This is a genomic window from Aminobacter sp. GW821-FHT11F06, from assembly GCF_058808215.1.
Map to the genome: position 1 here is coordinate 88,770 of NZ_JBXARL010000009.1, position 26,892 is coordinate 115,661.

Sequence of the window (26,892 nt, forward strand, 5' to 3'; positions counted from 1 at the left end):
GCTCTATCGCGGGCTTGGCTGCGGGCCGCGCTTGCGTTCGCTGGCATAGAGCGCGACCGCCATGGCGCGGTTGCGCACGCCCAGCTTGTCGTAGAGATTCTTCAGGTGATATTTGACCGTGTTCTCCGAGATCCCGGTCCGTGTCGCGATCTGCAAATTGGTCCAGCCGTCGGCCAAAACGCCAAGCAGCTCGAGTTCGCGTGTCGTCAGGCGCGACAGTGGTGTCTCGTTGATCTTGGCGACATCGACATAAGGTATGCAGATGCGGCCATTGGCGACCGCAAGCAGCGTGTCGAACAGGATGCACGGGTCGTCGAACTGATAGCAGAAGCCCTGGGCGCCGAGCCGCACGCATTGCTTCAGAATGCCAACATCGTGGTCGTTGGAAAAGATGACCAGCCGCGCCACAAGCTGCCGGCGCTGGAGTTCGGCCAACACCTCGCCGGCATCCATGTCGGAAAGCTTCCAGCCGACGATGGCGACGTCGAAAGCCGGCCGCGCTTCCTCCACGGCCCGTATGAAGGCCTCACCGCTTTGGACTCCCTCGGCGAAATCAAAGCGCTCGTCGCGGCTGATCATATCGCGCAAGGCCGAAATCACCAGCGGATTGCGCTCGGCGATCAGGACATTCAGCTTCTTTTGTTGCGCCATCAGCCCGCCATCTCAGGCATCGTGCCTTGGCGCATTCCAATCGAATTCACCAAGGCAATGCCCGCTCTTCTACGACAGATATCAGTCGTAGATTCGGAATCGTCCGACCAAATCGCGTGTTTCTTCGCGCACGGCAGCCTCGATCTTGGCGTTGCCTTGCTCGCCATTGGCCGCAAGTCCGTCGATGACGGCCATCGTCATGCGCCCGACCTGGCGGAATTCCTCGTTGAGGAAACCGCGCGTGGTGCAGGCAGGCGTGCCGAGACGAACACCTGAGGTGACCATCGGGCCCTGCGGATCGAACGGAATGCCGTTCTTGTTGCACGTGATGTGGGCACGGCCGAGCGCTGCTTCGACAGCCTTGCCGGTGAGGTTCTTGCGCCTAAGATCGACAAGCATCAGATGCGTGTCGGTACCGCCCGAGACGATATCGACACCACCATCCTGCAGCGTTTCGGCGAGCGCCTTGGCGTTGGATACGACGTTGGCGGCATAGACCTTGAAGTCGGGCGTCAGCGCTTCGCCAAAGGCAACCGCCTTGGCGGCGATGACATGCATCAACGGTCCGCCCTGCAGGCCTGGGAAGACAGCCGAATTGATCTTCTTGCCGATCTCTTCGTCGTTGGACAGCACCATGCCGCCGCGCGGCCCCCGCAGGGTCTTGTGGGTGGTTGTGGTCACGACATGGGCGTGTTCGAGCGGGTTGGGATGGACGCCACCGGCAACCAGGCCGGCGAAATGCGCCATGTCGACGAACAGCTTGGCGCCAACCTCGTCGGCGATCTCGCGAAACGCCTTGAAGTCGATGATGCGCGGATAGGCCGAACCGCCGGCGAGGATCACCTTGGGCTGGTGCTTCCTGGCGAGGTCGCGCACCTCGTCCATGTCGATGCGGCAGGTGTCTGGCTTGACGCCGTAAGAGACGACGTTGAACCACTTGCCGGACTGGTTGACCGGCGCGCCATGGGTCAGGTGCCCGCCTGCGGAAAGGTTGAGGCCCAGGAAGGTGTCGCCGGGCTGCATCAGCGCCATGAACACCGACTGGTTGGCCTGGCTGCCCGAATTGGGCTGGACGTTGGCGAATGTGCAGCCGAACATCGTCTTGGCGCGTTCGCGCGCCAGATCCTCGATCTCGTCGACATAAGCGCAGCCGCCATAATAGCGGCGGCCGGGATAACCCTCGGCATATTTATTGGTCAGCACCGAACCTTGCGCCTCAAGCACCGCCTTGGAGACGATGTTCTCGGACGCGATCAACTCGATCTCGTCGCGCTGGCGCTGAAGCTCACGGCCCATCGCGTCGCTGACGGCGGGGTCCGCCTGGGCAACGCCGGTGCGGAAGAAGTGGCGGACACTGCCGATGCCGGGTCTGGTGGGGATATTCATGAGGCTCCTCCCTAATAGCGCCGCGCGGCGCCCAAATTTGTGCTCATCCGGTCCAGCCGAGACCGGCGGAAATGCAGTTGATCGAAAGCAAGAGCGCATTGACCGCGCGCTTGGGATTGGCGGTGGCACCGTCCTGGGCGCGAACTTCGCGCAAGAGCTGCACCTGCAGCCGGTGGATCGAGTCCATCTGCGGCCGGATGCGGTCGAAATGGCGCTTGAAGGCCGGAAAACGCTCTGACAGCTTCAGGCCGCCATTGACCTCGGAGATCATCCGCCGCGTCAGTGCATATTCGGCCGATATCTTGCGGTAGATGCGCTCGCCGACCTCGCGGTCCTGCACCAGTCCGGCATAGAGACAGCCAATGTCCATGTCGGACTGGTAGAGGCCCTTGTCGACCTCGTCGACGACGAGGCGAAAGAAGCGTGAGCGCTCGAACATCTGCCTGAGCAGTTCCAGACCAGCCTCGCCGCGCACGTTGACGAAGGAGTTCAGCGCGCTGCCGATGCCGTACCAGTTGGTCAACAGATGACGGTTCTGGCTCCAGGCGAAGACCCAAGGAATGGCGCGCAGGTCGGAGATGTCGCGGGCGCCGAAACGCCGCGCTGGGCGCGAGCCGATCTTGAGCAGCGAAAGCTCCTCGACCGGGCTTGCCTGGTGGAAATAGTCGATGAAGCCCGGCTCGTTGATCAGGCCGGAATACGACGCCTGCGACATGCCGGTCAGTGCTTCCAGTGCTTCGCTGAACTCGGGGATGTCCTTGAGCTCGGCTTCATTGGGCGACTTGACGCTATGGGCAAAAACACTCGCAGCCAGGATTTCGAGCTGATAGAGCCCGGTGCCGCGATTGGCGAATTTCGATGAAACGACCTCACCTTGCTCGGTGACGCGCATCGCCCCACCGATCGTTCCGGCCGGCTGGGCCGCGATCGCCCTGCCCGTCGGCGCGCCGCCACGGCTGACCGAACCGCCGCGACCATGGAAGAAGCTGATCTTGACCTTGCGCTTGATGCCGAGTGCCGTGATCCGCCGCTGTGCCTTGTTCAGCTCCCAGTTGGAGGCAAGGAAACCGCCGTCCTTGTTGGAGTCGGAATAGCCGAGCATGACCTCCTGAGCGTTGCCGAAATCGCGCACCGAGCGGCGGACAATGGAGACGGCAAACAGCTGGTCGAGGATTTCGGGAGCGGCGCGCAGGTCGTCGATGGTTTCAAACAGCGGCACGACGCGAAGTGCGATGGTGCCACTGCCGTCCATCGCGGTCGCCAGGCCGGAATATTGGGCAAGCAGATAGACGGCCAGGAGATCGTCGCTCGACCGCGTCATCGACAGGATGAAGGCACCGACCGCGCCGCCATTCAGGCCAGCCGAAGCCTTGCGGATGACGTCGAACAGGTCGAGCAGTTCCTGCGCTTCTTCGGAAAGCGCCAACCGGTCGACTTCCAGCTGCTCGCCGGAATTCAGCGCCGCGCGGATGCGCGTGGTCCATTGCGGCGTGTCGGGTGCCGGGGCCGCAGCCGGGTCGGCAAGCTTGAACAGCTCGGCCAGCACACGATTGACGACGGTGGAGTTCTGGCGAATGTCGAGCGAAACGGTGCGGAAACCGAAGGTCTCGACCTGCTGGCGCAAGGGCCGAACAAAACGCTTGGCGATCAGCTTGCCACCGAGCTTGGCCAGCACGCTTTCAAGCTCGCGCAAATCCGCCTTGAAACCATCCGCACGGGCATAAGGCTTGGCCGAAGCCTCGCCGCGCATCGCTTCCAGACGGTCGAGCATCGCGGCGGCGAACTGGCGCAGCGGCTCATCGGGATTGCGCGCGACGATCTCCGAGGCATTGCCGCTGCGATGCAGCGCATGACCCAGAGCCTTGATGAAGATCTCAGGGATCTCGACGACATTGGCGCTGACGCTGAGCACCGTGACCAGCTTGCGCACCTGGCCGATGTACCAGCCGATGATCGCCTGGCGGCATTCGTTAAGCGCATAGGTCGTGGTCTTGGCCGTGACATTCGGATTGCCGTCGCGGTCGCCACCGATCCAGGAGGCATAACGCATGAAGGACGGCACCTTCAGATCATATTCCGGATAGTGGCGCGCCAGCGCTTCTTCGACCGAGTCATAAAGCTTGGGCGTCGCCTCGAAGATCACTTCGCGGAAGAAGTGCAGGCCCCAGGCAATCTCGCGTTCCACCGACGGCCGTTCGAGCCGCAGTTCGCCCGACATCCACAAAAGCTCGATCTCGCTCTTGAGGTCGCTGATGTGCTGCTCGCGTTCGCGCGGCGCCCAGCGCTGCTGTTCGAGTTCGGTCAGCTTGCGATAGATGCGGCGATGGATTTCAAGCACGGTGACGCGCTTGGCCTCGGTCGGATGCGCCGTCATTGTCGGGCCGACGCAAAGGTCGTCGAGAGTGGCCTGAATCTGCTCGGCCGGGTAGCCGCCGGCTGCTATTTCGCCCATGACATTGGCAAACGAGCCGATCACCTCGTCGGCGCCGCCCATCTGCTCAAGCTCGCGGCGTGAACGCATGGCCAGCAGCTCGTTGGCGATGGCGACAAGCTGGAACCAGATGCCGGTCGCCTGCAGTGCTGCAATGCGTTGCTCGCTGGCCAGCGCATCAAGGCTCACGCGGCCGGTGAGCACCTCCGCCATATCGGGCTCGCGTTCGCTGACGACGGCCAGGAGCAACCTGAAAAGCAGGCTACGGACGTCTTCGCGAAAGCTGAGTGGTCTGCTCTCCTCCAAGCGGCACCCGTTCATCTTGAGTTGTTCCCAGACGCCGCCTCATTGAGCCGGCCACCTGAGAAGATGCAGTTTTCCTAATGAGGAGCAGACAGTTTTTACGCCGGCTTGAAAACGCCCCGGACGGGTAGATTTCCCATTCGTTCGGGTGGTGCCGGCACTGGCCGAACGATGATCGCCTGGCACAAATTGGACTACCGCTCCGGGCGCAAAAACAGGAACTTCGTCAGCATTGGTCCAGCGCGTTTTGCAGTGGACGACATTTAACTCATGTGCAAGTATGTTGCATATCAGGCAAGTCAGGGAGGCGCATGAAAGTGAGGTCCACTACCGAAATCCGCATCGCCGCAGCACGATCCAACCGAGCTTGAAGAGGAACATGCCAATGCAGAAAGTGCTGCCGGAACTTTTCGAGGGCCACGCGCCCATCACCCTCCAGAACGCCTTTCACGACGCGCTCGAAGCGCTCGAGGAATGGAAGGAAGGAAGCGAAGAACCGCTCGTAGCGGTCGACAGCTTCAACGTGCCCATCAGCCATATCTTCGCCCGCATGAGCGCTTGCACCGATCTGTTGCCGCTGCGCACGCGCGACGTGCTCGAAACCATCATCGACAAGGGCTCGTTCCGGGCCACGGGCGGCTCGTTTTATGCCGATGGCGCCAAGCTTGTGATGCCGCTTTGCGTCGAGCGCCTGACCCTGTCGCTGCTGCGCCCGACCGCATCGCTCGCCCACAAGGCATGCGTCGAGGCCTGATTCAGTCACTGCCGCATCCGGCTCTGCCATAGGTCCTCCGGCGCTTGCGGCAGAGCTTTTCCGTGCTTGAATTTCAGTTTGGCGCGGCGCCAAAATGCCAAAAGAAAAAAGCCCCGATCAGGGGCTTTTCTTATGGCTGATGTTCAGCGCGTGTCAGGCTGCCTTGGCGCTCGAAGCTTCGACGCCATATTCCAGCGACGAATCCACGATGGTGTGCCACAGGCTGTCGGAGAAGCTGGTGAAGACCAGCATGTTGTAGACCGGGTACCCGTCGGCACCATTGGCCTCGCGCCAGAAATTCACCGCCGTGTGGTCGACCGAGGTGTTCGCCGCTGTACCGACCGGAAAGGCTGAGTCGTGCAAGTCGAGCGACGAGAACTTGGCGATCGCTTCGCTTCCACGCGGACCTGAAACGCGGATCAGGCAACGGCCGTCCGACTGGTCGGACAGCGATGCCGAGCCGGCAAAGGCCTGGGCCATCGCTGCAAGCTGCGACGTCTCATCGGTGCGTGGCGCAATGACGGTGAACTGGTCGGGACCAGACCAGATCAGCGTGGCGGTCTTGCCTTTGACAGCCTTGGGTGTGCTGGGCGCCTCAGCCCCGAACAGCTTCTTGGCTGCCTTGGCGGTTTCCGTGGCCTTGCCGCGCCGCGCCATGACCTGCACCAGCACGATATCGCGCACTTCTTGCAGGGTTACCCCGACATGTGCTCCGGCCGCGCCGTGACGGCCGGGAACGAGCGCCTTCTGCAGTGGCGATTGGGTGTTCCAGAGATAATCAACCACGCTGGCGCGCTCCTTCTGGATCGTAGAAGACTGGGTTGCAGATTTCGGCTTCGTAGTCCTCGCTGCGCAGCGGGTCGTGGATGCGCACGATTTCGCCGAACCGCTCGCGGCCGCGTTCGACCAGGCCAAGGCCGATCCACTGTTCCAGCATCGGCGAATAGCAGACCGAGGTGACGTAGCCCTGGTCCGTCTGCGGACCCGGGATCGCACCCTTGGGGACGACATGGGCACCCGAGCGCAGGCGGCGCTTAGGATCGAGCGGCTTGATACCGACGACGACCTGACGATCAGTGGCAGTCAGCCCTTCGCGGCCGGCCATGACGCGGCCGATGAAGTCCTTTTTCTTGGACATCATCTTGCCGAGGCCAAGATCGTCGGCGGTCGTGGTGCCGTTGAGCTCGGGACCCGCGACGTGGCCCTTTTCGATGCGCATGACGCCGAGTGCTTCGGTGCCGTAAGGCGTGACGCCCAGATCACGACCGGCGATCATCAGGTTTTGCGCCATGGCACCGCCATAGCGGGCCGGAACCGAGATCTCGAAGGCGATTTCACCTGAAAACGAGATGCGGAACAGGCGCGCCGTGACACCGCCGCGCAGCTTGACCTCGCGGGCGCCCATGAAGGGGAAGCCTTCGTTGGTCATGTCTTCAGACGGATCGACAAGTTCCTGCAGCAGCTTGCGGGTGTTGGGCCCGGCGATGGAGAACTGCGCCCACTGGTCGGAGGCGGAAGACAGCTGCACGTCGAGTTCGGGCCAGAGCACCTGGCGGCAGAATTCGAGATGCGCCATCACAGGGCCGGCCTTGGCCGTGGTCGTGGTCAGGAAGTAGTGGTCTTCGGCGATGCGCGAGGTCGTGCCGTCGTCCATGACGATGCCGTCTTCGCGCAGCATCAGGCCGTAACGCGCCTTGCCGACGGCAAGCGAGGAAAAGGCGTTGATGTAGACGCGGTCGAGGAAGGTGCCGGCGTCCGCACCGCGCACGTCGACCTTGCCGAGCGTCGAGACGTCGCAGAAGCCCACGCCGTTGCGCACCGCAAGCACTTCGCGGGTGACCGATTCAATCCAGTCCTTTTCGCCCGGTTGCGGATACCATTGCGCGCGCTTCCACAGGCCAGTGTCGACGAACACCGCGCCACGCGCAGCCGCCCAGTGGTGCGAGGGTGTCAGGCGCCAGGCGTGGAAGCTCTCGTCGCGGTGGTGGCCGGCGAGCGCGCCGATCGCCACCGGCGCATAGGGCGGACGGTAGATCGTCGTGCCGGTCTGCGGGATGGTGCGGCCTGTCGCATCGGCCATGATGGCAAGGCCGGTGATGTTGGAGGTCTTGCCCTGGTCGGTCGCCATGCCAAGCGTGGTGTAGCGCTTGAGATGCTCGACGCTTTCAAAGCCTTCGCGCTGCGCCAGCGTCACGTCGGATACGGTGACGTCGTGCTGGAAGTCGACGAATGCCTTGCCCTTGGCCTTGACCTGCCAGAGCGGCGAGATCGCGTAGGACTCGTCACCGGCTTCCGATGCCTCGCCGGCATTGCCAGTAGCGCCGCAATCGGCGGCAGCCGCCGCGCCTGCGGCATGGCCGTCGCGCAGGCAAGCGCCGAGTGACAGCTCGCCACGCGCAGCACCGGCCATGACCATGCCCTTGGGCGCTTCGCCGGGAATGAAGGCGGCGATATCGTCACGCCACACGGGCTTGCCGCGATGGAAGCAGGACAGCCCGACATTGGGGTTCCAGCCGCCTGAAACAGCCAGGCAGTCGGCGTCGATCTGCTGCTTGCGGCCGTTGTTGTCGGTAACGACGACACCGCGCACGCCGTCGACGCCGCCCTTGACGTCGGACACGCCGCCCGCGAGCACGCGCAGATCCGAAAGTTCGGCCAGCGCCTGGTATTCCGCCGGCACCTTGCCGCGCGGGTCAATGACAGCGGCGATGTCGCCACCGGCCTGCTGGATCGCCTCGACCGTGCGCCAGCCATCGTCATTGTTGGTGAACAGCGCAACGCGCTTGCCCGGCATCGCTGCGAAGCGGTTGACATAGGTGCGGACGGCGGATGCCATCATCACGCCCGGACGGTCGTTGCCCGGGAAGGCGATCGGCCGCTCGATGGCGCCGGCGGTGACGACCGAGCGCTTGGCGACGATGCGCCAGAGACGCTGGCGGACCTGATGCGGACCGGGCACCGGAACATGGTCGTTGACGCGTTCGAGCGCTGTATGGACGCCGCCGTCATAAACGCCGAACAGTGCGGTACGGACCATGATGCGGACGTTTGGCAGCGAGGTGAGTTCATCGCTCGTGCGACGCACCCATTCCTCGGCATGCATGCCGTCGATCTCGCCGCCATCGCTGAGCAGGCGGCCACCAACACGAACGTCTTCTTCGACAAGAATGACACGCGAGCCGGCCCGGCCAGCCGCCAATGCGGCCGAAAGACCGGCGGCCCCGCCACCAACGACGAGCACGTCGCAATGGGCCCAGGCCTTGTCGTAATGATCGGGATCGGGCAGCTCGGCACTCTTGCCGAGACCAGCAGCGCGGCGGATGATCGGTTCGTAGATCGCTTCCCAGAACTTCGCAGGCCACATGAAGGTCTTGTAGTAGAAGCCGGCGACGAAGATCGGCGAAAACAGCTGGTTGATCGACATGACGTCGCGGCGCAGCGACGGCCAGCGGTTCTGGCTCTGGGCGACAAGCCCGTCATAGAGCTCCTGCGTGGTGGCGCGGGTGTTTGGTTCCTTACGCGCACCGGTTCGCATCTCGACGAGTGCGCTCGGCTCTTCCGAGCCGGCGGTGATGATGCCGCGCGGGCGGTGATATTTGAACGAGCGCGCCACCAGCTTGACGCCGTTGGCAACGAGCGCGGAAGCCAGCGTATCGCCGGCAAAGCCGGACATGACCTTGCCGTCGAAGGAAAACTGCATTGGTGCCTGGCGGTCGATCAGGCCGCCGCTGCGCAGCCGGTGCGACTGGCTGGCGGACGCTGCCTGGCTGCGCGCGCTGGGGGTGCTGCCCTCAAGTGCTGCCGTCCTGTCGAGCGGTTCAGATCCGGAATAGCCCGACATCTTTATTCTCCTGCCTGCACCGGCTTGGCCGCGCCCACGCCTGGGGCTGCGGTCACCGATCTGAATTCGTGCGTCACCGTGTTGCGCTCGGCTATCAGCCAGGAGCGGCAGCCGCCGCCGTGATACCAGTATTCGCGCATGTAGCCGGCGACGTTGTCGCGCAGATAGACATAGTCGTGGAAAGCGTCCTCGACGCGATCGGGGCTTTCGCCGCTATCGATTGCGAAGTTGGGCCGCTTGGGCGAAGCGTCGCCGAGATAGGTGAACTCGCCATTCTCGCGTTCGCCGCAGAAAGGACATGCAATACGCATTCCGCCAGTCTCGCTTTCAGTGCAGGTTGGGTTGGGCGCCTTGGCCCTTTTCATCAATCATCGCGCCGCGGCGGAACCGGTCGAGCCGGAAGCGCGCGGCTTCAGGGTGCGGTTCGTCGCGCGCCAGCAAATGGGCAAAGACGAGGCCCGAAGCCGGCGTCGCCTTGAAGCCGCCATAACACCAGCCGGCGTTGAGATAGAGGCCGTCGATCGGGGTCTTGTCGATGATCGGGGTGCCGTCCATCGACATATCCATGATGCCGCCCCACTGGCGCAGCATGCGGACGCGGCCGATCATCGGCATGACCGCCATGCCGCCTTCGCAGACGTCCTCGACCACCGGCATGTTGCCGCGCTGGGCGTAGGAATTGTAGCCATCAAGATCGCCACCGAAGACGAGGCCGCCCTTGTCGGACTGGCTGATGTAGAAGTGTCCGGCACCGAAGGTGATGACACCGGGGATGAGCGGCTTGATCGCCTCGGAAACGAAGGCCTGGAGCACGTGGCTTTCGATCGGCAGCTTCATGCCGGCCATGGCAGCGACACGAGAGGTGCTGCCGGCGACCGCCATGCCAACCTTGCCGGCGCTGATCTTGCCGCGCGATGTCTCGACGCCGGTGACCTTGCCATTCTGGTCGCGCACGAAGCCGGTGACTTCGCAATTCTGGATGATGTCGACGCCACGCTGGTCGGCAGCGCGCGCATAACCCCAAACCACCGCATCGTGGCGGGCGGTGCCGCCGCGGCGCTGCATCAAGCCGCCCATGATTGGGAAGCGCGGGCTGTCGTAATTGAGGAACGGCAGTTCCTTGCGGATCTGCACGGCGTCGAGCAATTCTGCGTCGATGCCATTGATGCGCATGGTGTTGCCGCGGCGGGCAAAGGCGTCGCGCTGGGCATCGGAGTGATAGAGGTTGATGATGCCGCGCTGGGAGACCATCGCGTTGTAATTGAGATCCTGCTCCATGCGCTCCCACAGCTTCATCGACATCTCGTAGAAGCCGGTATTGCCGGGAAGTCCGTAATTGGAGCGGATGATGGTGGTGTTGCGGCCGGCGTTGCCGGAGCCGATCCAGCCCTTTTCGAGCACCGCGACATTGCGGATGCCATACTCGTTGGCGAGGAAATAAGCCGTGGCGAGCCCGTGTCCGCCGCCGCCGATGATGATCACGTCGTAGTGGCTCTTGGGTGCCGGATCGCGCCAGGCGCGGGTCCAGCCCTTGTGGCCGGACAGGGCTTCCTTGGCGAGTGAGAAGATCGAATATTTCATCGCATGTGTTCCGGCGAAATGTGAGGTGTGTCCGAGGCCCGCGCCCGATCTGGAAGACCGGGCGCTATGCCTGTTTGGGTGCCTCAGACGTCCAGCGTGTGGTCGCGTTCCCACTGCGTGAAGTGGGAAGCGTAGGAGTTCCACTCCTGGTGCTTGAGCTTGATGTAGGCGGCGGAGAACTCTTCGCCCATCGCAGCCTTCAGCTCGCTGTCTTCGTCATAGGCACGCAGCGCATCAAGCAGGTTGAGCGGCAGCTTGGCGCCATGGGTGACGGTGTGGCCTTCGCGATACATGTCGACATCGCTGCGCGGGCCGGGATCAGCCTTGGAGCGAATGCCGCTGAGGCCGGCAGCGATGATGATCGCCTGCATCAGGTAGGGGTTGGCAGCACCGTCGGGCAGGCGCAGTTCGAAGCGGCCGGGGCCGGGCACGCGCACCATGTGGGTGCGGTTGTTGCCGGTCCAGGTCACCGTGTTCGGCGCCCAGGTCGCACCCGAAAGGGTACGCGGTGCGTTGATGCGCTTGTAGGAGTTGACTGTCGGGTTGCAGATCGCGGCGAGTGCCGAGGCGTGCTTCATGATGCCGCCGAGGAAGTGGCAGCCCTTCTCCGAAAGACCGAGTTCCATGTTCTTGTCGGCAAAGGCGTTCGACTTGCCGGCGAGATCCCACACCGAGATATGGGCATGGCAGCCGCTGCCCGTCAGGCCCTGGAAGGGCTTCGGCATGAAGGTTGCGCGCAGGCCGTGCTTTTCGGCAATCGAGCGGACCATGAACTTGAAGAAGGAGTGCTTGTCGGCGGTCTGGAGAACGTCGTCATACTCCCAGTTCATCTCGAACTGGCCGTTCGCGTCCTCATGGTCGTTCTGGTAGGGCTTCCAGCCGAGGTCGAGCATGGCATCGCAGATTTCGGCGATGACGTCGAAGCGGCGCATCACAGCCTGCTGGTCGTAGCAGGACTTTGCCGCCGTATCGTACTCGTCGGCAATCTGGCTGCCATCCGGCGTGGTGAGGAAGAATTCCGGCTCGACGCCGGTCTTGACCCGCATGCCTTCCTTGGCGGCTTCCGCGACCAGGCGCTTCAGCGTGTTGCGCGGGGCCTGGGCGACACCCTTGCCCTCCATCAGGCAGTCGGACGCGAGCCAGGCGACTTCCGGGCGCCACGGCAGCTGGATCACTGAAAGCGGATCCGGCACAGCCAGCATGTCTGGATGTGCCGGGGTCAGATCCAGCCAGGTCGCGAAGCCGGCAAAGCCGGCTCCGTCCTTTTGCATGTCCGAAATGGCCTGCGCCGGCACCAACTTGGCGCGCTGACCTCCAAAGAGGTCCGTATACGAGACCATGAAGTATCGGATGTTGCGAGCCCTTGCGAACTCTTTGAGATCAGTCACCTCCGACTGATCGATTTTGGCTTCAAAGGCCGTACCCATGTGAATTGCTCCTCCCAATCCTTGTGGTTTTAAAAGGGACCCTTACCAGGTACCCAGCTCGTTCCCGCTAGCGGCACGCCAGCCATGGCGGCAGCTTCGATCGAAAGAGCGCAGAGATCCTCAGGCTCGAGATTGTGCAGGTGATTTTTGCCGCAGGCACGGGCGATTGTCTGTGCCTCAAGCGTCATGACCTTCAGATAATTCGCCAGACGGCGGCCAGCCGCGATCGGATCGACGCGCTTCATCAGCTCGGGATCCTGCGTGGTGATGCCGGCAGGGTCCTTGCCCTCGTGCCAATCGTCGTAAGCACCGGCAGTGGTGCCGAGCTTCTGGTATTCGTCCTCCCAACGCGGGTCGTTGTCGCCGAGCGCGATAAGTGCCGCGGTTCCGATAGATACTGCATCAGCGCCGAGCGCCAGCGCTTTGGCCACATCGGCACCATTGCGTATGCCACCGGAGACGATCAGCTGAACCTTGCGGTGCATGCCAAGGTCCTGGAGCGCCTGAACGGCAGGACGGATACAAGCCAGGATCGGCTGGCCGACATGCTCGATGAACACTTCCTGGGTTGCAGCCGTTCCGCCCTGCATGCCGTCGAGCACGACGACGTCGGCGCCGGCCTTCACTGCAAGTGCCGTGTCATAATAGGGGCGCGCGCCACCAATCTTGACGTAGATGGGCTTTTCCCAATCGGTGATCTCGCGGATTTCGAGGATCTTGATCTCGAGATCGTCCGGACCGGTCCAGTCGGGGTGACGGCAGGCCGAGCGCTGGTCGATGCCTTTGGGCAGGGTGCGCATTTCGGCGACGCGATCGGAAATCTTCTGACCTAAGAGCATGCCGCCGCCGCCCGGCTTGGCGCCTTGGCCGACAACGATTTCGATGGCGTCAGCACGACGCAGATCGCGCGGGTTCATGCCGTAGCGCGAGGGCAGGTACTGGTAAACCAGTTGCTTGGAATGGCCGCGCTCTTCCTCGGTCATGCCGCCGTCGCCGGTGGTCGTCGAGGTTCCAGCAATCGTAGCGCCGCGGCCGAGTGCTTCCTTGGCCGGGCCCGACAGCGAGCCGAAGCTCATGCCGGCAACGGTGATCGGAATCTTCAATTCGATCGGCTTCTTGGCGTAACGCGAGCCGAGCACCACCGAAGTGTCGCACTTTTCACGGTAGCCTTCGAGCGGATAGCGCGAAATCGAAGCGCCGAGGAACAGCAGGTCGTCGAAATGCGGGACCTTGCGCTTCGCGCCGGAGCCGCGAATGTCATAAATACCGGTCGCTGCGGCGCGACGGATTTCGGACATCGCATATTCATCGAACGTGGCCGACTTGCGTGGCGTCGTCGGAGGATTGTGATAGCTCATTTTGTTCCTCAGTAAGCGTCGGCGTTGTCGATGTTGAAGTTGTAGAGCGTACGCGCGGAACCGTAGCGCGAGAACTCTTCCGGCTTGACGTCGGCAATGCCGGCGCGATCAAGCAGGTCCTTCAGGATGGCGATGTGCTCGGGGCGCATTTCCTTCTTGATGCAGTCAGCGCCCAGGCTCTTGACCGAGCCGCGCACGAACAGGCGGGCCTCGTAGATCGAGTCGCCGAGCGCATCGCCGGCATCGCCGAGGACAACGAGATTGCCGGACTGAGCCATGAAGGCCGACATGTGGCCGATATTGCCGCGCACGACGATGTTGATGCCCTTCATCGAGATGCCGCAGCGCGACGAGGCGTTGCCTTCGATGACCAGCAGGCCGCCGCGACCGGTGGCGCCCGCATACTGGCTGGCGTCGCCCTTCACGATGATCGTGCCCGACATCATGTTTTCACCGACGCCGGGGCCGGCCGAACCATGCACGGTGATCGTGCTGTTCTGGTTCATGCCGCCGCAATAGTAGCCGACGGAGCCCTGCACATCGATCGAGATCGCGTGCTCGGCGCCGACTGCGACGGCATGGCTGCCCTTGGGGTTGAGAACCTCCCAGTTCGATTCACCCGCGGCATCCTTCACCTCGTGGAGGGCCTGGTTGAACTCGCGCAAAGTGATCTTCGAAAGATCGAAGGTCTTCGGCGCATAGTTGGCCTGGTGCAGAGGCGAGGTCGCAAGATTTGTTGAATGCATAATCTCAGTGCTCCCAGAAATAGACGGTGGACGGCTCGGGCTCCCAGATCTTGGCATCTTCGATGCCGGGCAGATTGGCGAGCGCGCGATATTCGGAACCGAAGGCGACATACTGGTCGGTCTCGGCCATGACGGCGGGCTTGCAGGAGATCGGATCGCGCACGACGCCGAAGCCATCCTTGGTGCCGACCACGAAGGTGAAGAAGCCGTCGAGGTCGTTGAGGCTGCTTTCCAGCGCCTCGCCGAGATTCTGGCCATGCGCGATCTTGGACGACAGGTAGGCAGCGGCCACTTCGGTGTCGTTTTCGGTCTCGAAACGCATGCCGTCGCGGATCAGCTCGCGGCGCAGATTATTGTGGTTCGACAACGAGCCATTGTGCACCAGGCACTGGTCGGGACCGGTCGAAAACGGGTGCGCGCCGAGCGTGGTGACGGCGGATTCGGTGGCCATGCGGGTATGACCGATGCCATGGCTGCCGCCCATCGAGGCAATGTCGAAACGCTTGAGCACTTCGATCGGCAGACCGACTTCCTTGTAGATTTCGATGGCTTCGCCAGCGCCCATGATGCGGACGTTGGGGCGCAGTTCGGCGATTGCCGCGCGCGCTTCCTCGATCTTGTCGGCCGGCACGTCCAGCACCGCGTGGGTGGACTTCACCGTCGCCGAAACCTTGGCGCCGATCTTCTTGCCGAGCTCGACATCGAGACCCTTGAAATCGGCGTCGGGCGTTGCCGTCTGGATGGTAATCTTGCCGTGGCCCTTGGCGCCGCCGCCATAGATGGCAATGCCAGCACTGTCGGGGCCACGATCAGTCATGGTTACAAGCATCTCGGACAGCAGCGCGCCCAACTGGGGCTCCAGCGACTTGTCCTTGAGAAAGAGTCCTACAATTCCGCACATCCCAGTTTCCTCACCTGATTGGCTGCCTGTGACAAAAGCTAGCAGGTTCCCGACCCCAATTCAACTGTGATGAATTTTTTATTCCTGTAGAAAAACAAGAGGGCGACTCACAAAGGGTATTGCAGCCAACGCTGACCCACCAAGGCGCGGCACTCCGCGGCCGGGCCTCAACCTTGCCGCGAGCAGCGATGTGGATTGCAGGAATCTCGGGAGATGACACGGCGCGCGGCAGGCCCGATCGCCCGCCGTTTGCAATCACTTTTTGATTGCAAAACTCAACGCAAGCTCCTAGATTGCATGCATGAACAGCAAGCAGAAAAGGACCCTCGAAGCCATATTCAAGAACCCGGTTTCGGGCACTGTCGAATGGGCTGACATTGAGGCCCTTCTGATTGCCGTTGGATGCGAGGCCATTGAAGGCAACGGTTCTCGCGTCCGTTTCAGCTACAAAGGCCACATCGCCAGCTTCCATCGTCCTCACCCGGCCAAAGAGGCCAAGCGGTATCAGGTCAAGGACGCTCGCGAGTTCCTTCAGCAGATAGGAGTGAAGCCATGAAGGCTATGGTTTACAATGGTTACGCTGCTCGGATCGAGTTTGATGCCGACGATGAAATCTTCACCGGCCGCATTGCCGGCATTCGGGATGTGATCGGTTTTCATGCCGACACTGTCGCTGATCTAAAGGCTGCTTTTCACGAGGCGGTGGACGATTACATCGACGCATGCGCCAAAGCCGGCAAAGACCCTCAGAAGCCCTATTCGGGCAACCTGATGCTTCGTGTTGACCCAGAGGTGCATTCAAAGGCGGCAATTGCTGCCGAACTCGCTGGAAAGAGCCTCAATCAATGGGGTGAAGAGGCTCTTGCCAAGGCTGCAGCCGAAGAGGAGAGCTTCGCAGAGGCTAGGCTCGGCGCCTGATCCGCTGGCCGCCTTGCACGCTCGGCGGCCTCAGCTTGAACGACAGCCACAGCGGCGAGATAGGCAGTATCGATCTGCCGAAGGATGGCCACCAAGGCCACGCTGGCGAAACAAGCCGCGAACGCTCTATCCCCGCACCTGGAATTCGGCGCGGGGGACAGGCCGGGCAAGCGAGCAAAAACCTCAATCTTGCCTCGCCGCCCTCAGTCGCCGCCGCGACCGCGCGGATAAGAGATGATCGACAGATATTTGATCGGCAGTCGGGTCAGTTCTTCCGGGCCATGGGGCGCATCGGCGTCGAAGAAGAGGCTGTCGCCAGGGGTCATGCGGTAGAGATTGTTGCTGTGGCGGTAAACCACTTCGCCCTCCAGCATGTAGAGGAACTCCATGCCGTCATGCTGGAAGGTCGGGAAGACGTCGGAGTCCTCCGATAGCGTGATCAGATAGGGCTCGACCGTCACGCCAGATGTGTCCGAGCCGATATGACCAAGAAGCGTGTATTGGTGGCCGGCGCGCGTGCCCCGGCGTTCGACATCAACGCCCTCGCCCGCTTTGACGAAGACAGCATTGCGCTCTTCTTCAAAGCGCCGGAAAAACGCGGTGACCGGCACGCCGAGCGCACGCGACAGGGACTGCAGCGTCGTCAGCGATGGCGAGGTGATGCCATTTTCGATCTTCGACAGCATGCCGAGCGAAATGTCGGTGGCCGAAGCAAGGTCGGCAACGGTGATGCCGAGCTTCTTGCGGAAGGCACGGACCTCGTGGCCGATCGCCACTTCAAGCACCTTTTCGCGGGTGTCGCGAACGGCATGGGGATCCTGGGACAGCGGCGAAACGCCCGACAGGGCGGACTTGCCCGCTCCGGCCGCAATGGCTGCGTGCATAGCTTTGCCGTTCTTTTTCGACGGCGCCTGCTTTTCCGCTGCCTTCGCTCTCGCCATATCGTTGCCGCCTGCCTCTGCTCGTTGAATCTATTTCACCGAGAGTAAACATTTTCAGCAAAAGAAACAACAGCCGTGAACAAAGGTGCAAAGCGAAGGATGCTGGCAGGACAGTAGTTAGCCGGGAATTCAACTTCGCCCGACTACAGGCGGACAAGTTCCGCTACTGCATCAGCAGTATTTGCAGGTCGGCGACATTGGTGCCGGTGGCACCGGTCATCAGCAGATCGCCCGACGATGCCAGCGCATGGTAGGAATCGTTGTTCTGAAGCAGCGCCACCGGGTTGCATCCCAGCTTGCGCATCCAGGCCGTGGAGCCTGGGTCAACGATACCGCCGGCAGCATCGGTGGGGCCGTCGCGTCCATCTGTGCCGCCGCTCAGGAACACCCACGGACGCTTGATCGCGGCCCACTCGTTGAGCAACGCGAAGCGCAACGCCAGTTCCTGGTTGCGGCCGCCGATGCCGTTTCCGGCGACGCGAACGGTTGGCTCCCCGCCAGCGACTATAGCGACCGGGCCGCGCTGGCTCGAAGCAAAGATCGCCATGCGGTGCAAGGTCTCGGCGACATTGGCGACATCGCCGCTCAGCCAGTCATCGGCCTTGACGACGAGCGGATAGGCGACCCCGGCACTGTCCATCACCTGCTTCAGACTGATGCTGTTGGAGCCGATGATGACATTTTCGACATGGTCGAAGCTCGTGTCAGGTCCGCTCATCGAGAGATTGTCGATATGGCGGCGAAGGGTGGCGGGCAGCCTGTCGTACAGGCCGTAGCGCGAGACGATGCCGAGCGCGTCGGCAACGCTGGCCGAAGGCCGGGCGGTTGGCCCGCTGGCGACGATGCCGACATCGTTGCCCGGCACATCAGACAGGATCAGCGACAGCATCTTCGCGCCCGAGGCGAGCTTGGCCAGCCGCCCGCCCTTCAGTCGTGAGAACTGCTGGCGCACGGCATTGATCTCGTTGATCTCCGCGCCGCAGCGGATGAGCGCACTGTTGAGCGCGATCTTGTCGGCGAGCGAAACACCGGGCACCGGCGCGCAGATCAGCGCCGAACCGCCGCCACTGACAAGCACCAGAACCAGATCGCCCGGCGCGGCGGAACGTGCGGCGCGCTCGATGGCATACGCGCCGGCGATGCTGCCCTCGTCGGGCAACGGGTGGCCGCCTGATATGACATCGACGCCGTCGATGCCGATCATGTTTTCACTGTTGGTGACCGCGCAGGCGATATGCAGCTTGTCGGCGACAAAGGGCAAAGCCGCGCGCGCCATCGGGCATGCGGCCTTGCCGAAGGCGATGAGAATGACGCGCTTTGCCGCCGCAATTTCGCGGGCACGGCTTTCGAGCGCCGCAATGACCGCCCGCTCGGGGTCCGACGCCGCGACGCCTTCGCGGAACAAGGTGATTGCCTGTTCACGGAGCATGGTCACGGCAGGAGCCAAGCGGTCGGGGACCATCACACCACCTTGTCGGGTAAGGCGCGGCCTTCGAAGAAAGCGGTCAGATTGTCGACCGCCTTCATGCCCATGGCGACGCGGGTTTCCTCAGTCGCGCTGCCCAGATGCGGCAACAGGACGACATTTTCCATGCGCATCAATGCACCTGGCACATCAGGCTCGCCGTCATAGACGTCGAGGCCGGCACCGGCGATCTTGCCGCTGTCGAGTGCTGCGACCAGTGCCTTCTGGTCGACCACGTCGCCACGCGCAGTGTTGATCAAAAACGCACCGCGTTTCATCGCGGCCAGACGTTCGGCATTGATCAGGTGACGGTTCTCGGCGCCGCCGGGGCAATGCAGCGAGACGAAATCCGATTGTGCCAGCACGTCCTCGATGGTCGAAAGCTGACGCGCGCCCATGGCGCGGGTTTCCGCGTCGTCGATCTTCGAGCGGTTGTAGAACACGACATCCATGTCGAAGCCGAAATGCGCGCGCTTGGCCATGGCCTTGCCGATGCGGCCCATGCCGATGATGCCGAGAGTCTTGCCGGTGACCTTGGTGCCGATCATGTGGGTCGGGCACCAGCCGGTCCATTGGCCGGCGCGGACCTGGCGCTCGCCTTCGCCCGCCCGCCGGGCAACCGAGAGCAACAGGCTCATGCCGATATCGGCGGTGCAATCGGTCAAAACGCCTGGGGTGTTGGTGACCACGATGCCCCGGGCAAGCGCGGCGTCCGTGTCGATATGGCTGAAGCCGACGCCGAAATTGGCAAGGATTTTGGTACGGATATCGGTGTCAGGGAACACAGATGCCGGCAGCTTGTCGCTGACCGTCGGCAGGATCGCGTCAAAGTTCAGGAACGCCGCCTTGAGCTCAGTCGGGCCCAGCGGCGCGTCGCCCTGATTGAAGGTTGTGTCGAAACGTTCGGCAAGAACCTGTTCGACTGCCGCCGGCCAGCGGCGCGTGACGATAACGCGAGGTTTCATTTCAATTCCCTGTTCAAGGTATGAGAGGAGCCGGTCGGCGCCGGCTCCTCGAAGGCCAGGTCAGGCGGCCTTCTTTTGCTGTTCCAGCACACCCGCAACGGTGGGGCCGAAGGCCGCCGGCGTCTGCACAATGGTCACGCCTGCCTCGCGCAGGATCTCGACCTTTTCCTGGGCGGACTCGCCGAATGCCGAGATGATGGCACCAGCATGGCCCATGCGCTTGCCCTTCGGCGCCGAAAGACCGGCGATATAGGCGATCAGCGGCTTGCGCATATTGTGCCTGGCCCACTCTGCGGCTTCGGCTTCCTGCGGGCCGCCGATCTCGCCGATCATCACCACGGCATCCGTATCGGGATCGTCCTCGAACAATTTGAGGATGTCCTTGAAGGACGAGCCGTTGATCGGGTCGCCGCCGATGCCGACGCTGGTCGAAATGCCGATGCCGAGCGCCTTCATCTGCGATGCCGCCTCATAGCCAAGCGTGCCCGAGCGGCCAACGATGCCGACGCGGCCCGGCAGGTAGATATTGCCGGGCATGATGCCCATCAACGCCTGTCCCGGCGTGATGACGCCAGCGCAGTTCGGGCCAACGAGGCGCATGCGGTCTTCATAGCGGAAGCGGCGCATGTAGCGCTTGACCCGCATCATGTCCTGCGAGGGGATGCCGTCGGTGATGCAGACGCAGAGCTTCAGGCCGGCCTCAGCCGCTTCCATGATCGAGTCCGCCGCAAAGGGCGGCGGCACGAAGACGATGGAGGCTTCGGCACCGGTCTCGCGCACCGCGCCCTTGACGGTGTTGAACACCGGGATGCCCTGGTGGACGAGCCCGCCCTTGCCAGGGGTGACGCCGCCGACAACGTTGGTACCGTAGCGCTTCATGTCGTCGGCGTGGAAGCTGCCGATCTTGCCGGTCAGACCCTGGACGATAACGCGCGTCCGGCGATTCAAGAGAACTGCCATTTCGACCTCCCTTAGTTCTTTTTTGATTTCGAATAGGCGCGCATCGCTTCGACCGATTTCTCGGCCGCCTCCGCAAGCGTGTCCGCAACGATTATCTTTTCGCCAGACTCGGCGAGAATGCGCCGGCCTTCTTCGACGTTGGTTCCGGCAAGCCGCACTACCAGCGGCACGTTGACGCCAACCTCGCGGATCGCCTTGATGACACCCTCTGCCACCCAGTCGCAGCGGTTGATGCCAGCGAAGATGTTGACCAGGATGGTCTCGATGTTCTTGTCGGCCAAAACGGCGCGAAAAGCCTTGGCGACACGCTCGGGCGAGGCACCGCCGCCGATGTCGAGGAAGTTCGCAGGTTCGCCGCCGGCGATCTTGATCATGTCCATCGTCGCCATGGCGAGGCCGGCACCGTTGATGATGCAGCCGATATTGCCGTCGAGGCCGACATAAGACAGGCCACGGTCGCTGGCGAAGGTTTCGCGCGGGTCTTCCTGCGACTTGTCGCGCAGCTCGGAAATCTCGGCGCGGCGGAACAAAGCGTTTTCGTCGAACGACATCTTGGCGTCGAGCGCGATCAGATTGCCGTCCTTGGTGATGACAAGAGGGTTGATCTCCAGCATCGAGGCATCGAAATCGCGGAAGACGCGGTAGCAGCCGAGCAGCGTGTCGACGGCCTTGCCGATCAGGCTGTTTTCGAGCCCGAGGCCGAAGGCGATCTCGCGGGCCTGGAACTGCTGCATGCCGGCACCGGGATCGACGATGGCGCGGATGATCGAGTCGGGCTGCTTTTCAGCGATATCCTCGATCTCCATGCCGCCGGACGCCGACGCCACGATCATGACGCGCTCCGACTTACGGTCGAGCACGATGCCGAGATAGAGCTCCTGGCGGATGTCGACGGTTTCTTCGACATAAAGGCGCGACACCAGCTTGCCCTTGGGACCGGTCTGGTGCGTCACCAGCTTGCGGCCGAGCATGGCTTCGGCGGCGTCGGAGACCTCGTTGTCGGTGGTGCAGATGCGGATGCCGCCGGCCTTGCCGCGCGCGCCGGAATGGATCTGCGCCTTGACCACCCATTTGCCACCGCCGATTTCGCTGGCGCGATAGGTCGCCTGTTCGGGGCTGTAGGCCAAGCCGCCGCGCGGGATCTGTACCGAGTAGCGTGCGAGCAGCTCTTTGGCCTGATATTCATGAATATCCATGTCGAACTCCTCCTCAGTTCGGCAGGCCGGTGCGCGAGCGCGCCGACTGCTCGATTGCGTCATGCATGACCAGCACGTTGCGGGCCATGCGCTCGGATGCGGCGTCGATCATCTTGCCGTCGAGGGCAGCGGCACCCTTGCCCTGCTCCTCGGCTTCCTTCAGCACTTCGATGATGCGGCGAGCGCGGGTGACTTCCTTTTCCGGCGGCGAAAACACAGCATTCGCCAGTTCTATCTGCGAGGGGTGGATCGCCCACTTGCCCTCGATACCCAGCGCCGCCGCACGTTTTGCGCCGGCAATGTAACCTTCAGGATCGGAGAAATCGCCGAACGGCCCGTCGATGGGGCGCAGGCCGTAGGCGCGGCAGGCGACAGTCATGCGCGACAGGGCTGCGTGCCACTGGTCGCCGGGATAATCGGGGTTGAGGCCGCCGATGCTGACGGTGCGTGCCTTGCAGCTCGCGGCATAGTCGGCGACACCGAAATGCATCGCCTCGAGCCGCCCGCCATAAGCGGCAATGGCTTCGACATTGGCCATGCCGAGTGCTGTTTCGATCAGCGCCTCGAGGCCGACGCGGGTCTTGAAACCCTTGGCCGTCTCGATCTGAGTGACCATGGCATCGACCATATAGAGATCGGCGGGAACGCCGACCTTGGGCACCAGGATCGTGTCGAGCTTGTCGCCGGCCTGTTCCATCACATCGACCACGTCGCGGTACATGTAATGGGTGTCGAGGCCGTTGATGCGGACCGAGATGGTCTTGCCCTTGGCGCGCCAGTCGATCTCGTTGAGCGCCTGGATGATGTTCTTGCGGGCGCGTTCCTTGTCCGGCGGCGCCACCGCATCTTCGATGTCGAGGAAGATGTAGTCGGCATCGCCATCGGCGGCCTTGCGGATCATCTCCGGGTTGGAACCCGGCACGGCGAGTTCGCTACGCTGCAGGCGAAGCTTGCGCAGGTGGTGGAGTGTATGGCTCATCTGTTTTCCTCCCTGTTCTGCTTCAGGCTGCTTTGGCGACGGCCGGCTGGGCCGACAGGCGGTAATGCTCGAGCGCGGCACCCACGCCGGAACCCGGCTGCACCTTGACGCCGACGTCGCGCAGCGCCATTTCAGCCGCCGAGATCGCGCCGCACATCATCACTTCGTTGACCCAGCCGAGATGGCCGATGCGGAACACCTTGCCTGCAACCTTGTTGAGGCCGACGCCGAGCGAGGTCTGGTAGCCGTGGAAGGCGCGGCGGACGACTTCGGCGCTGTCGATGCCCTCGGGAACCACGATCGCGCTGACCGTATCGGAGTTCCACTTCGCCTCCTTGGCGCAGACGCGCAGGCCCCAGGCGTCGACCGCCTTGCGCACGCCCGTCGCCAGCCGGTTGTGGCGCTCGAAGATGTTTTCAAGGCCTTCTTCCTGGATCAGGTCGAGTGCGGCACGCAGGCCGCGCAGCAGTTGCACCGCCGGCGTGTAGGGGAAATAGCCGGTGTCGTTGGCGCGGATCTGATCTTCGAAGGCGAAATAGCAGCGGTTGTACTTGGCCGTCTTGGCGGCATCGAGCGCCTTTTGGCTGACCGACAGGAAGCCGAGGCCGGGTGGCAGCATGAAGCCCTTCTGCGAACCTGACACAGCGCAGTCGACGCCCCATTCTTCCTGGCGGAAGTCGATCGAACCGACCGAGGACACGCCATCGACGAACAGCAGCGCGGGATGCTTGGCAGCATTGAGTGCCGCACGCACCGCGCCGACGTCGCTGGTGACGCCCGTTGCGGTTTCATTGTGGGTGACGAACACAGCCTTGATGCGGTGTTCCTTGTCCTTGGCGAGACGCTCGGCATAGATCTCGACCGGAACGCCGGTGCCCCATTCGGCATCGACGACATCGACGTCGAGGCCAAAGCGCTCGGCCATGTCGACCCACAGATGCGAGAACTGGCCAAAGCGCGACATCAGCACGCGGTCGCCCGGGTTCAAGGTGTTGGTGATCGCCGATTCCCAGGCACCGGTGCCCGAGGACGGGAAGATGAAGGCCCGGCCGGTCTCGTTGCGGAAGACCTTCATCAGGTCGGTAAAGAGGCCGCGCGTGAAGGCAGGGTAATCCGGCGCGCGCATGTCCTCCATCGGCATGTTCATCGCTTGCCGGACAATCTCCGGAACGTTGGTCGGTCCTGGAACGAAGAGCTGATTGAAGCCGGCCATGAAAAGTCCTCCCGAAAACTGTTGCGGCGTGGTGCCCTGTCTGTGGCTTTCGGGAGGATGATCGGTTTTGCACTGCCGGCTCACAACACCTGCCGGGATAGAAACGCGGACCTTTGGGCGTTGGACCGGGCCTACTCTTTCAGACGCGCCGGCGTCCTATCGGATAGGTCGGAGCCTACCCGGCACAACGATGATCGACGGAGGCACTCACGGAATGTTGTGAACCGAGGGACTCGTTCCGCCAACGGTTCGGGCGATAATGGCCAGATCGGCGAACGAAACGGCCCATGGATATGAGGATTTTCGGCTCCTTCGCATTGGCAGCCTTGCTTTTTCTCCTGCCTGCCCAGGCCCTGGCGGAGGCCCCTCCCCGCTCGGGCCAGCCGGTGTTCGACCGCGCTGTCGAACTGGTCTTCGACCATTTCCATGACACATCGGCGCTTGGGCGGTTTGCAACAGCGGTCAGGCGTGAAATCGACAACGCCGATGCGCCTCTCAATGCCACCAGCTCCAATGAACGGGTCGACAAGGCGATCGACACCGTCCTTGCCAGCCTTCAGGCTTCCCACACCGGCCGCTTCAAGCCGGATACGATCGCCTATTTCGAACTTGCCGACATTTTCCGCTTTGCCATCCGCAACGATTTGCGGCGGCTGTTTCCTTCGGAAGGCCAGGTCTCGTACCCCGGCATCGGCATGATCGTGCAGTCGACCAAAGGCTCGCTGTTCGTCAACGACATCTACGACGGGTCGCCTGCCCAGCGGGCGGGCATCCTGGTCGGCGACGAGATTCTTGCGGTCGATGGCGCGCCCTATCACGAGATCGCATCGTTCCGCGACAAGGTCGGCCGGGCCGTCGAGATCAGGCTACGCCGCAACGCCGGAGCTGAACCCATCACCGTCAAGGTCGCTGTGGAGCAGTTGCGTCCGCTCAAAACGTTCGAAAAAGCGATCGAGGCAAGCGTCAGCGTAACCGAACGCAACGGAAAGCGCATCGGCTATGTCAGGCTGTGGACCCTTTCGGCACCTGACGGCCTCGACATCGTTGCCCGCGAACTGGGAGACGGTCGGCTCAAGGACGTCGATGGCATGGTCGTTGACCTGCGCGGGCGTTGGGGCGGCGGCCCTTCGGACGCGGCAGAGCTATTCGTTGGCGACACCCCGACATTCCGGCTGATCCAGCGCGACGGCGAGGCAACGCTTGCCAATGTGCGCTGGCAGCGGCCTGTCGTTGGCATCATCGATGGGGGCGCGCGAAGCGGGCTTGAACTCTTCGCCTATGCACTGAAGACCAACGGCATTCCGCTCGTGGGCGCACGTACCGCCGGCGCGTTGCTGGCCGGACGAGCCTATCTTTTGCCCGACGACAGCCTGCTCGAAGTGGCGGTCTCCGACGCCGTCATCGGCGACGATGTGCGGCTGGAAGGACATGGCGTCGAGCCGGATATTCCGGTGGCCTTCGGCCTGCCTTACGCCGCGGGCCGGGACCCGCAGCGCGAGGCCGCAATGGACGAGATGAGCCGCATCCTTGCCGGCGGCTGAGGCTATACTCCCGTCGTCGGACGGTGTCTGGTACCGTCGATGAAGCGCTCGTAGCGGAATGCCTGGGGATCGACGAGCGGCGCATTTCCGGTCACCAGATCTGCCGTCAGCCTGCCTGCCGCCGGGCCGATGCCGAAGCCATGGCCGGAAAAGCCGGTGGCGATGACAAGCCCGGGCAGCGATTTCACCGGCGAAATCACCGGCACCGCATCCGGCGTGGCATCGATGAAGCCGGCCCAGCGCTGCAGCGTCGGCACGCCTTTCAGTGCGGGAAAAACCTTCTCCATATTGGCGCGGGCCGCTTCCAGCGGGGCGACTGCAGGTGAAGGATCGAGCGTGCGGTGCCGCTCGTAGACGCTGCCCTCGCCTTCCAGCTTGGGTGAAACGCCCCACGGGCCGCCGAGGAAATCGCCGAAGCGCAGGCCGATCGAACGCCATTCGCGCGACAGGATCGGCAGGAAGTCGGCGAAGTAGCGGAAACTGTCGGGGTTCACATGATGATAGCTGATGGTGCCGTTGGCGATGGTGTAGCCGCCGTCGAGGCGTTTTCTGTACGCAAAGCCCTCGGTCCAGGCGGCACCCTCCGGCCCCCCTTGCACCGGACCGGAGCGCATCACCGACGAGCGCACGGCAAGCTGCGGCAGCTTGATACCGACAGAACGGCACAGCCGGCTCGACCACGCACCGCCAGCCACGACAACCGTGCTGGCGCGGATAAGGCCATTTTCGGTGACGACGCCTGAGATCCGGCCACCTTCGGTCTCGATCTCGCGCACCGCACAACGCAACAGGATGCGGGCGCCGGCGCGCTGGGCGGCACGGGCGATCGCGGGCGCCGCCTTCTGTGGCTCGGCGCGACCGTCGCTTGGCGTGTGCAGTGCTGCCCGAAACGTCTTTTGCGCACCTGGCATCAGTTCGGCCAGCGCCTTGCCCTCGATCATCTTGCTGTCGAGCGCGTAGTCGCCTGCGCTTTTCACCCATGCGGCGTGATGTTCGACGTCGCTTTGGTCCTGGCAGAGATAGAGAATGCCGGTGCGGCGGAAGCCAACGTCCTCGCCGACCAGTTCCTCGATGCCGCCCCACATCTTCATCGCCTCGACGATCAGCGGCAGTTCGCGTGGGTCGCGGCCCATGCGCCGGCACCAGCCCCAGTTGCGGCTCGACTGTTCGCCCGCGACATGGCCCTTCTCGCAGACAACGACCGAGATGCCCTTTCTGGCCAGGAAAAGCGCTGCGCTGACCCCGATGATGCCGCCACCGACGATGACGACATCAGCACGCTTCGGCTGGATGTCGCCAGCGGGAACCGGATCGACTGGAGGCCCCATTCATTTC

At 63.0% G+C, this 26,892-nt stretch carries 23 protein-coding genes; 4 read left to right on the forward strand and 19 right to left on the reverse strand.

Going from position 1 to position 26,892, the window contains the following annotated elements; genetic code table 11:
- Nucleotides 1-3 precede the first annotated feature (3 nt).
- The 3 genes from AC1RTB_RS20930 to AC1RTB_RS20940 all read right to left on the reverse strand — a co-directional run bounded on the left by AC1RTB_RS20930 (nucleotide 4) and on the right by AC1RTB_RS20940 (nucleotide 4,789).
- Entirely contained in the window at nucleotides 4-651 is a 648-nt protein-coding gene (locus AC1RTB_RS20930) for a LuxR C-terminal-related transcriptional regulator (RefSeq protein ID WP_476788053.1), read from the reverse strand.
- Between the two features lie 81 nt (nucleotides 652-732).
- On the reverse strand, nucleotides 733-2,037 hold the full coding sequence (gene glyA / locus AC1RTB_RS20935; RefSeq protein ID WP_492879363.1) for a serine hydroxymethyltransferase: 1,305 nt from the start codon (nucleotides 2,035-2,037) through the stop codon (nucleotides 733-735).
- A 43-nt stretch (nucleotides 2,038-2,080) separates the two neighbouring features.
- The gene (locus AC1RTB_RS20940; RefSeq protein ID WP_492879365.1) at nucleotides 2,081-4,789 is read right to left on the reverse strand and encodes a phosphoenolpyruvate carboxylase; all 2,709 of its coding nucleotides are present in this window, start codon (nucleotides 4,787-4,789) and stop codon (nucleotides 2,081-2,083) included.
- 361 nt (nucleotides 4,790-5,150) lie between these two features.
- Between AC1RTB_RS20940 and AC1RTB_RS20945 the strand changes: the two genes are divergently transcribed.
- A complete protein-coding gene (locus tag AC1RTB_RS20945) occupies nucleotides 5,151-5,525 on the forward strand; it encodes a BRA0787 family protein (RefSeq protein WP_492879367.1) in 375 nt (124 codons plus the stop codon).
- Nucleotides 5,526-5,678: 153 nt separating this feature from the next.
- On the opposite strand, the gene AC1RTB_RS20950 is transcribed toward AC1RTB_RS20945, so the two are convergent.
- The 8 genes from AC1RTB_RS20950 to AC1RTB_RS20985 form a co-directional block, all read right to left on the reverse strand.
- Nucleotides 5,679-6,311 carry a sarcosine oxidase subunit gamma gene (locus tag AC1RTB_RS20950; RefSeq protein ID WP_492879369.1) on the reverse strand — a complete coding sequence of 211 codons (633 nt, stop codon included), beginning with the start codon at nucleotides 6,309-6,311 and terminating at the stop codon, nucleotides 5,679-5,681.
- On the reverse strand, nucleotides 6,304-9,225 hold the full coding sequence (locus tag AC1RTB_RS20955; RefSeq protein WP_492879595.1) for a sarcosine oxidase subunit alpha family protein: 2,922 nt from the start codon (nucleotides 9,223-9,225) through the stop codon (nucleotides 6,304-6,306). Before AC1RTB_RS20955 ends, AC1RTB_RS20950 begins: the two co-directional genes overlap by 8 nt.
- A 143-nt stretch (nucleotides 9,226-9,368) precedes the next feature.
- Nucleotides 9,369-9,677, reverse strand: a complete 309-nt coding sequence (locus AC1RTB_RS20960) for a sarcosine oxidase subunit delta (RefSeq protein WP_492879371.1) — start codon at nucleotides 9,675-9,677, stop codon at nucleotides 9,369-9,371.
- A 16-nt stretch (nucleotides 9,678-9,693) separates the two neighbouring features.
- Nucleotides 9,694-10,947 (reverse strand): sarcosine oxidase subunit beta family protein, encoded by a 1,254-nt coding sequence (locus AC1RTB_RS20965; RefSeq protein ID WP_476788057.1) that lies wholly within the window; start codon nucleotides 10,945-10,947, stop codon nucleotides 9,694-9,696.
- An 83-nt stretch (nucleotides 10,948-11,030) separates the two neighbouring features.
- The gene (gene glnT, locus AC1RTB_RS20970) at nucleotides 11,031-12,374 is read right to left on the reverse strand and encodes a type III glutamate--ammonia ligase (protein ID WP_492879374.1); all 1,344 of its coding nucleotides are present in this window, start codon (nucleotides 12,372-12,374) and stop codon (nucleotides 11,031-11,033) included.
- 29 nt (nucleotides 12,375-12,403) lie between these two features.
- Nucleotides 12,404-13,732: an FMN-binding glutamate synthase family protein gene (locus AC1RTB_RS20975; protein ID WP_476799907.1), complete on the reverse strand. Its 1,329-nt coding sequence runs from the start codon at nucleotides 13,730-13,732 to the stop codon at nucleotides 12,404-12,406.
- A gap of 8 nt (nucleotides 13,733-13,740) precedes the next feature.
- Nucleotides 13,741-14,478 (reverse strand): GltB/FmdC/FwdC-like GXGXG domain-containing protein, encoded by a 738-nt coding sequence (locus tag AC1RTB_RS20980; RefSeq protein ID WP_492879376.1) that lies wholly within the window; start codon nucleotides 14,476-14,478, stop codon nucleotides 13,741-13,743.
- A 4-nt stretch (nucleotides 14,479-14,482) separates the two neighbouring features.
- Nucleotides 14,483-15,379, reverse strand: a complete 897-nt coding sequence (locus AC1RTB_RS20985; RefSeq protein WP_492879378.1) for a class II glutamine amidotransferase — start codon at nucleotides 15,377-15,379, stop codon at nucleotides 14,483-14,485.
- A 301-nt stretch (nucleotides 15,380-15,680) separates the two neighbouring features.
- Between AC1RTB_RS20985 and AC1RTB_RS20990 the strand changes: the two genes are divergently transcribed.
- Complete coding sequence (locus AC1RTB_RS20990) at nucleotides 15,681-15,935, forward strand: type II toxin-antitoxin system HicA family toxin (RefSeq protein ID WP_492879380.1); 255 nt, start codon at nucleotides 15,681-15,683, stop codon at nucleotides 15,933-15,935.
- Nucleotides 15,932-16,297 (forward strand): type II toxin-antitoxin system HicB family antitoxin, encoded by a 366-nt coding sequence (locus AC1RTB_RS20995; RefSeq protein WP_492879382.1) that lies wholly within the window; start codon nucleotides 15,932-15,934, stop codon nucleotides 16,295-16,297. Before AC1RTB_RS20990 ends, AC1RTB_RS20995 begins: the two co-directional genes overlap by 4 nt.
- Before the next feature lie 203 nt (nucleotides 16,298-16,500).
- Here the strand turns inward: AC1RTB_RS20995 and AC1RTB_RS21000 are convergent, their stop codons facing one another.
- The 7 genes from AC1RTB_RS21000 to AC1RTB_RS21030 form a co-directional block, all read right to left on the reverse strand.
- Nucleotides 16,501-17,181 carry a helix-turn-helix domain-containing protein gene (locus AC1RTB_RS21000; protein WP_492879384.1) on the reverse strand — a complete coding sequence of 227 codons (681 nt, stop codon included), beginning with the start codon at nucleotides 17,179-17,181 and terminating at the stop codon, nucleotides 16,501-16,503.
- Nucleotides 17,182-17,401: 220 nt separating this feature from the next.
- Complete coding sequence (locus AC1RTB_RS21005; RefSeq protein WP_492879596.1) at nucleotides 17,402-18,667, reverse strand: glycerate kinase type-2 family protein; 1,266 nt, start codon at nucleotides 18,665-18,667, stop codon at nucleotides 17,402-17,404.
- A 32-nt stretch (nucleotides 18,668-18,699) separates the two neighbouring features.
- Complete coding sequence (locus AC1RTB_RS21010; RefSeq protein ID WP_492879386.1) at nucleotides 18,700-19,668, reverse strand: 2-hydroxyacid dehydrogenase; 969 nt, start codon at nucleotides 19,666-19,668, stop codon at nucleotides 18,700-18,702.
- 60 nt (nucleotides 19,669-19,728) lie between these two features.
- Nucleotides 19,729-20,628, reverse strand: a complete 900-nt coding sequence (gene sucD, locus AC1RTB_RS21015) for a succinate--CoA ligase subunit alpha (RefSeq protein ID WP_492879388.1) — start codon at nucleotides 20,626-20,628, stop codon at nucleotides 19,729-19,731.
- An 11-nt stretch (nucleotides 20,629-20,639) separates the two neighbouring features.
- Nucleotides 20,640-21,824 (reverse strand): malate--CoA ligase subunit beta, encoded by a 1,185-nt coding sequence (locus AC1RTB_RS21020; protein ID WP_492879390.1) that lies wholly within the window; start codon nucleotides 21,822-21,824, stop codon nucleotides 20,640-20,642.
- Between the two features lie 13 nt (nucleotides 21,825-21,837).
- The gene (locus tag AC1RTB_RS21025) at nucleotides 21,838-22,803 is read right to left on the reverse strand and encodes an HpcH/HpaI aldolase/citrate lyase family protein (RefSeq protein WP_492879392.1); all 966 of its coding nucleotides are present in this window, start codon (nucleotides 22,801-22,803) and stop codon (nucleotides 21,838-21,840) included.
- Between the two features lie 22 nt (nucleotides 22,804-22,825).
- Complete coding sequence (locus AC1RTB_RS21030) at nucleotides 22,826-24,016, reverse strand: aminotransferase class V-fold PLP-dependent enzyme (protein ID WP_492879394.1); 1,191 nt, start codon at nucleotides 24,014-24,016, stop codon at nucleotides 22,826-22,828.
- Nucleotides 24,017-24,309: 293 nt separating this feature from the next.
- Between AC1RTB_RS21030 and AC1RTB_RS21035 the strand changes: the two genes are divergently transcribed.
- Complete coding sequence (locus AC1RTB_RS21035) at nucleotides 24,310-25,557, forward strand: S41 family peptidase (RefSeq protein ID WP_492879597.1); 1,248 nt, start codon at nucleotides 24,310-24,312, stop codon at nucleotides 25,555-25,557.
- A gap of 2 nt (nucleotides 25,558-25,559) precedes the next feature.
- Here AC1RTB_RS21035 and AC1RTB_RS21040 read toward each other — a convergent pair whose 3' ends face one another.
- Nucleotides 25,560-26,885: an NAD(P)/FAD-dependent oxidoreductase gene (locus AC1RTB_RS21040; RefSeq protein WP_492879396.1), complete on the reverse strand. Its 1,326-nt coding sequence runs from the start codon at nucleotides 26,883-26,885 to the stop codon at nucleotides 25,560-25,562.
- Between the last annotated feature and the right edge of the window lie 7 nt (nucleotides 26,886-26,892).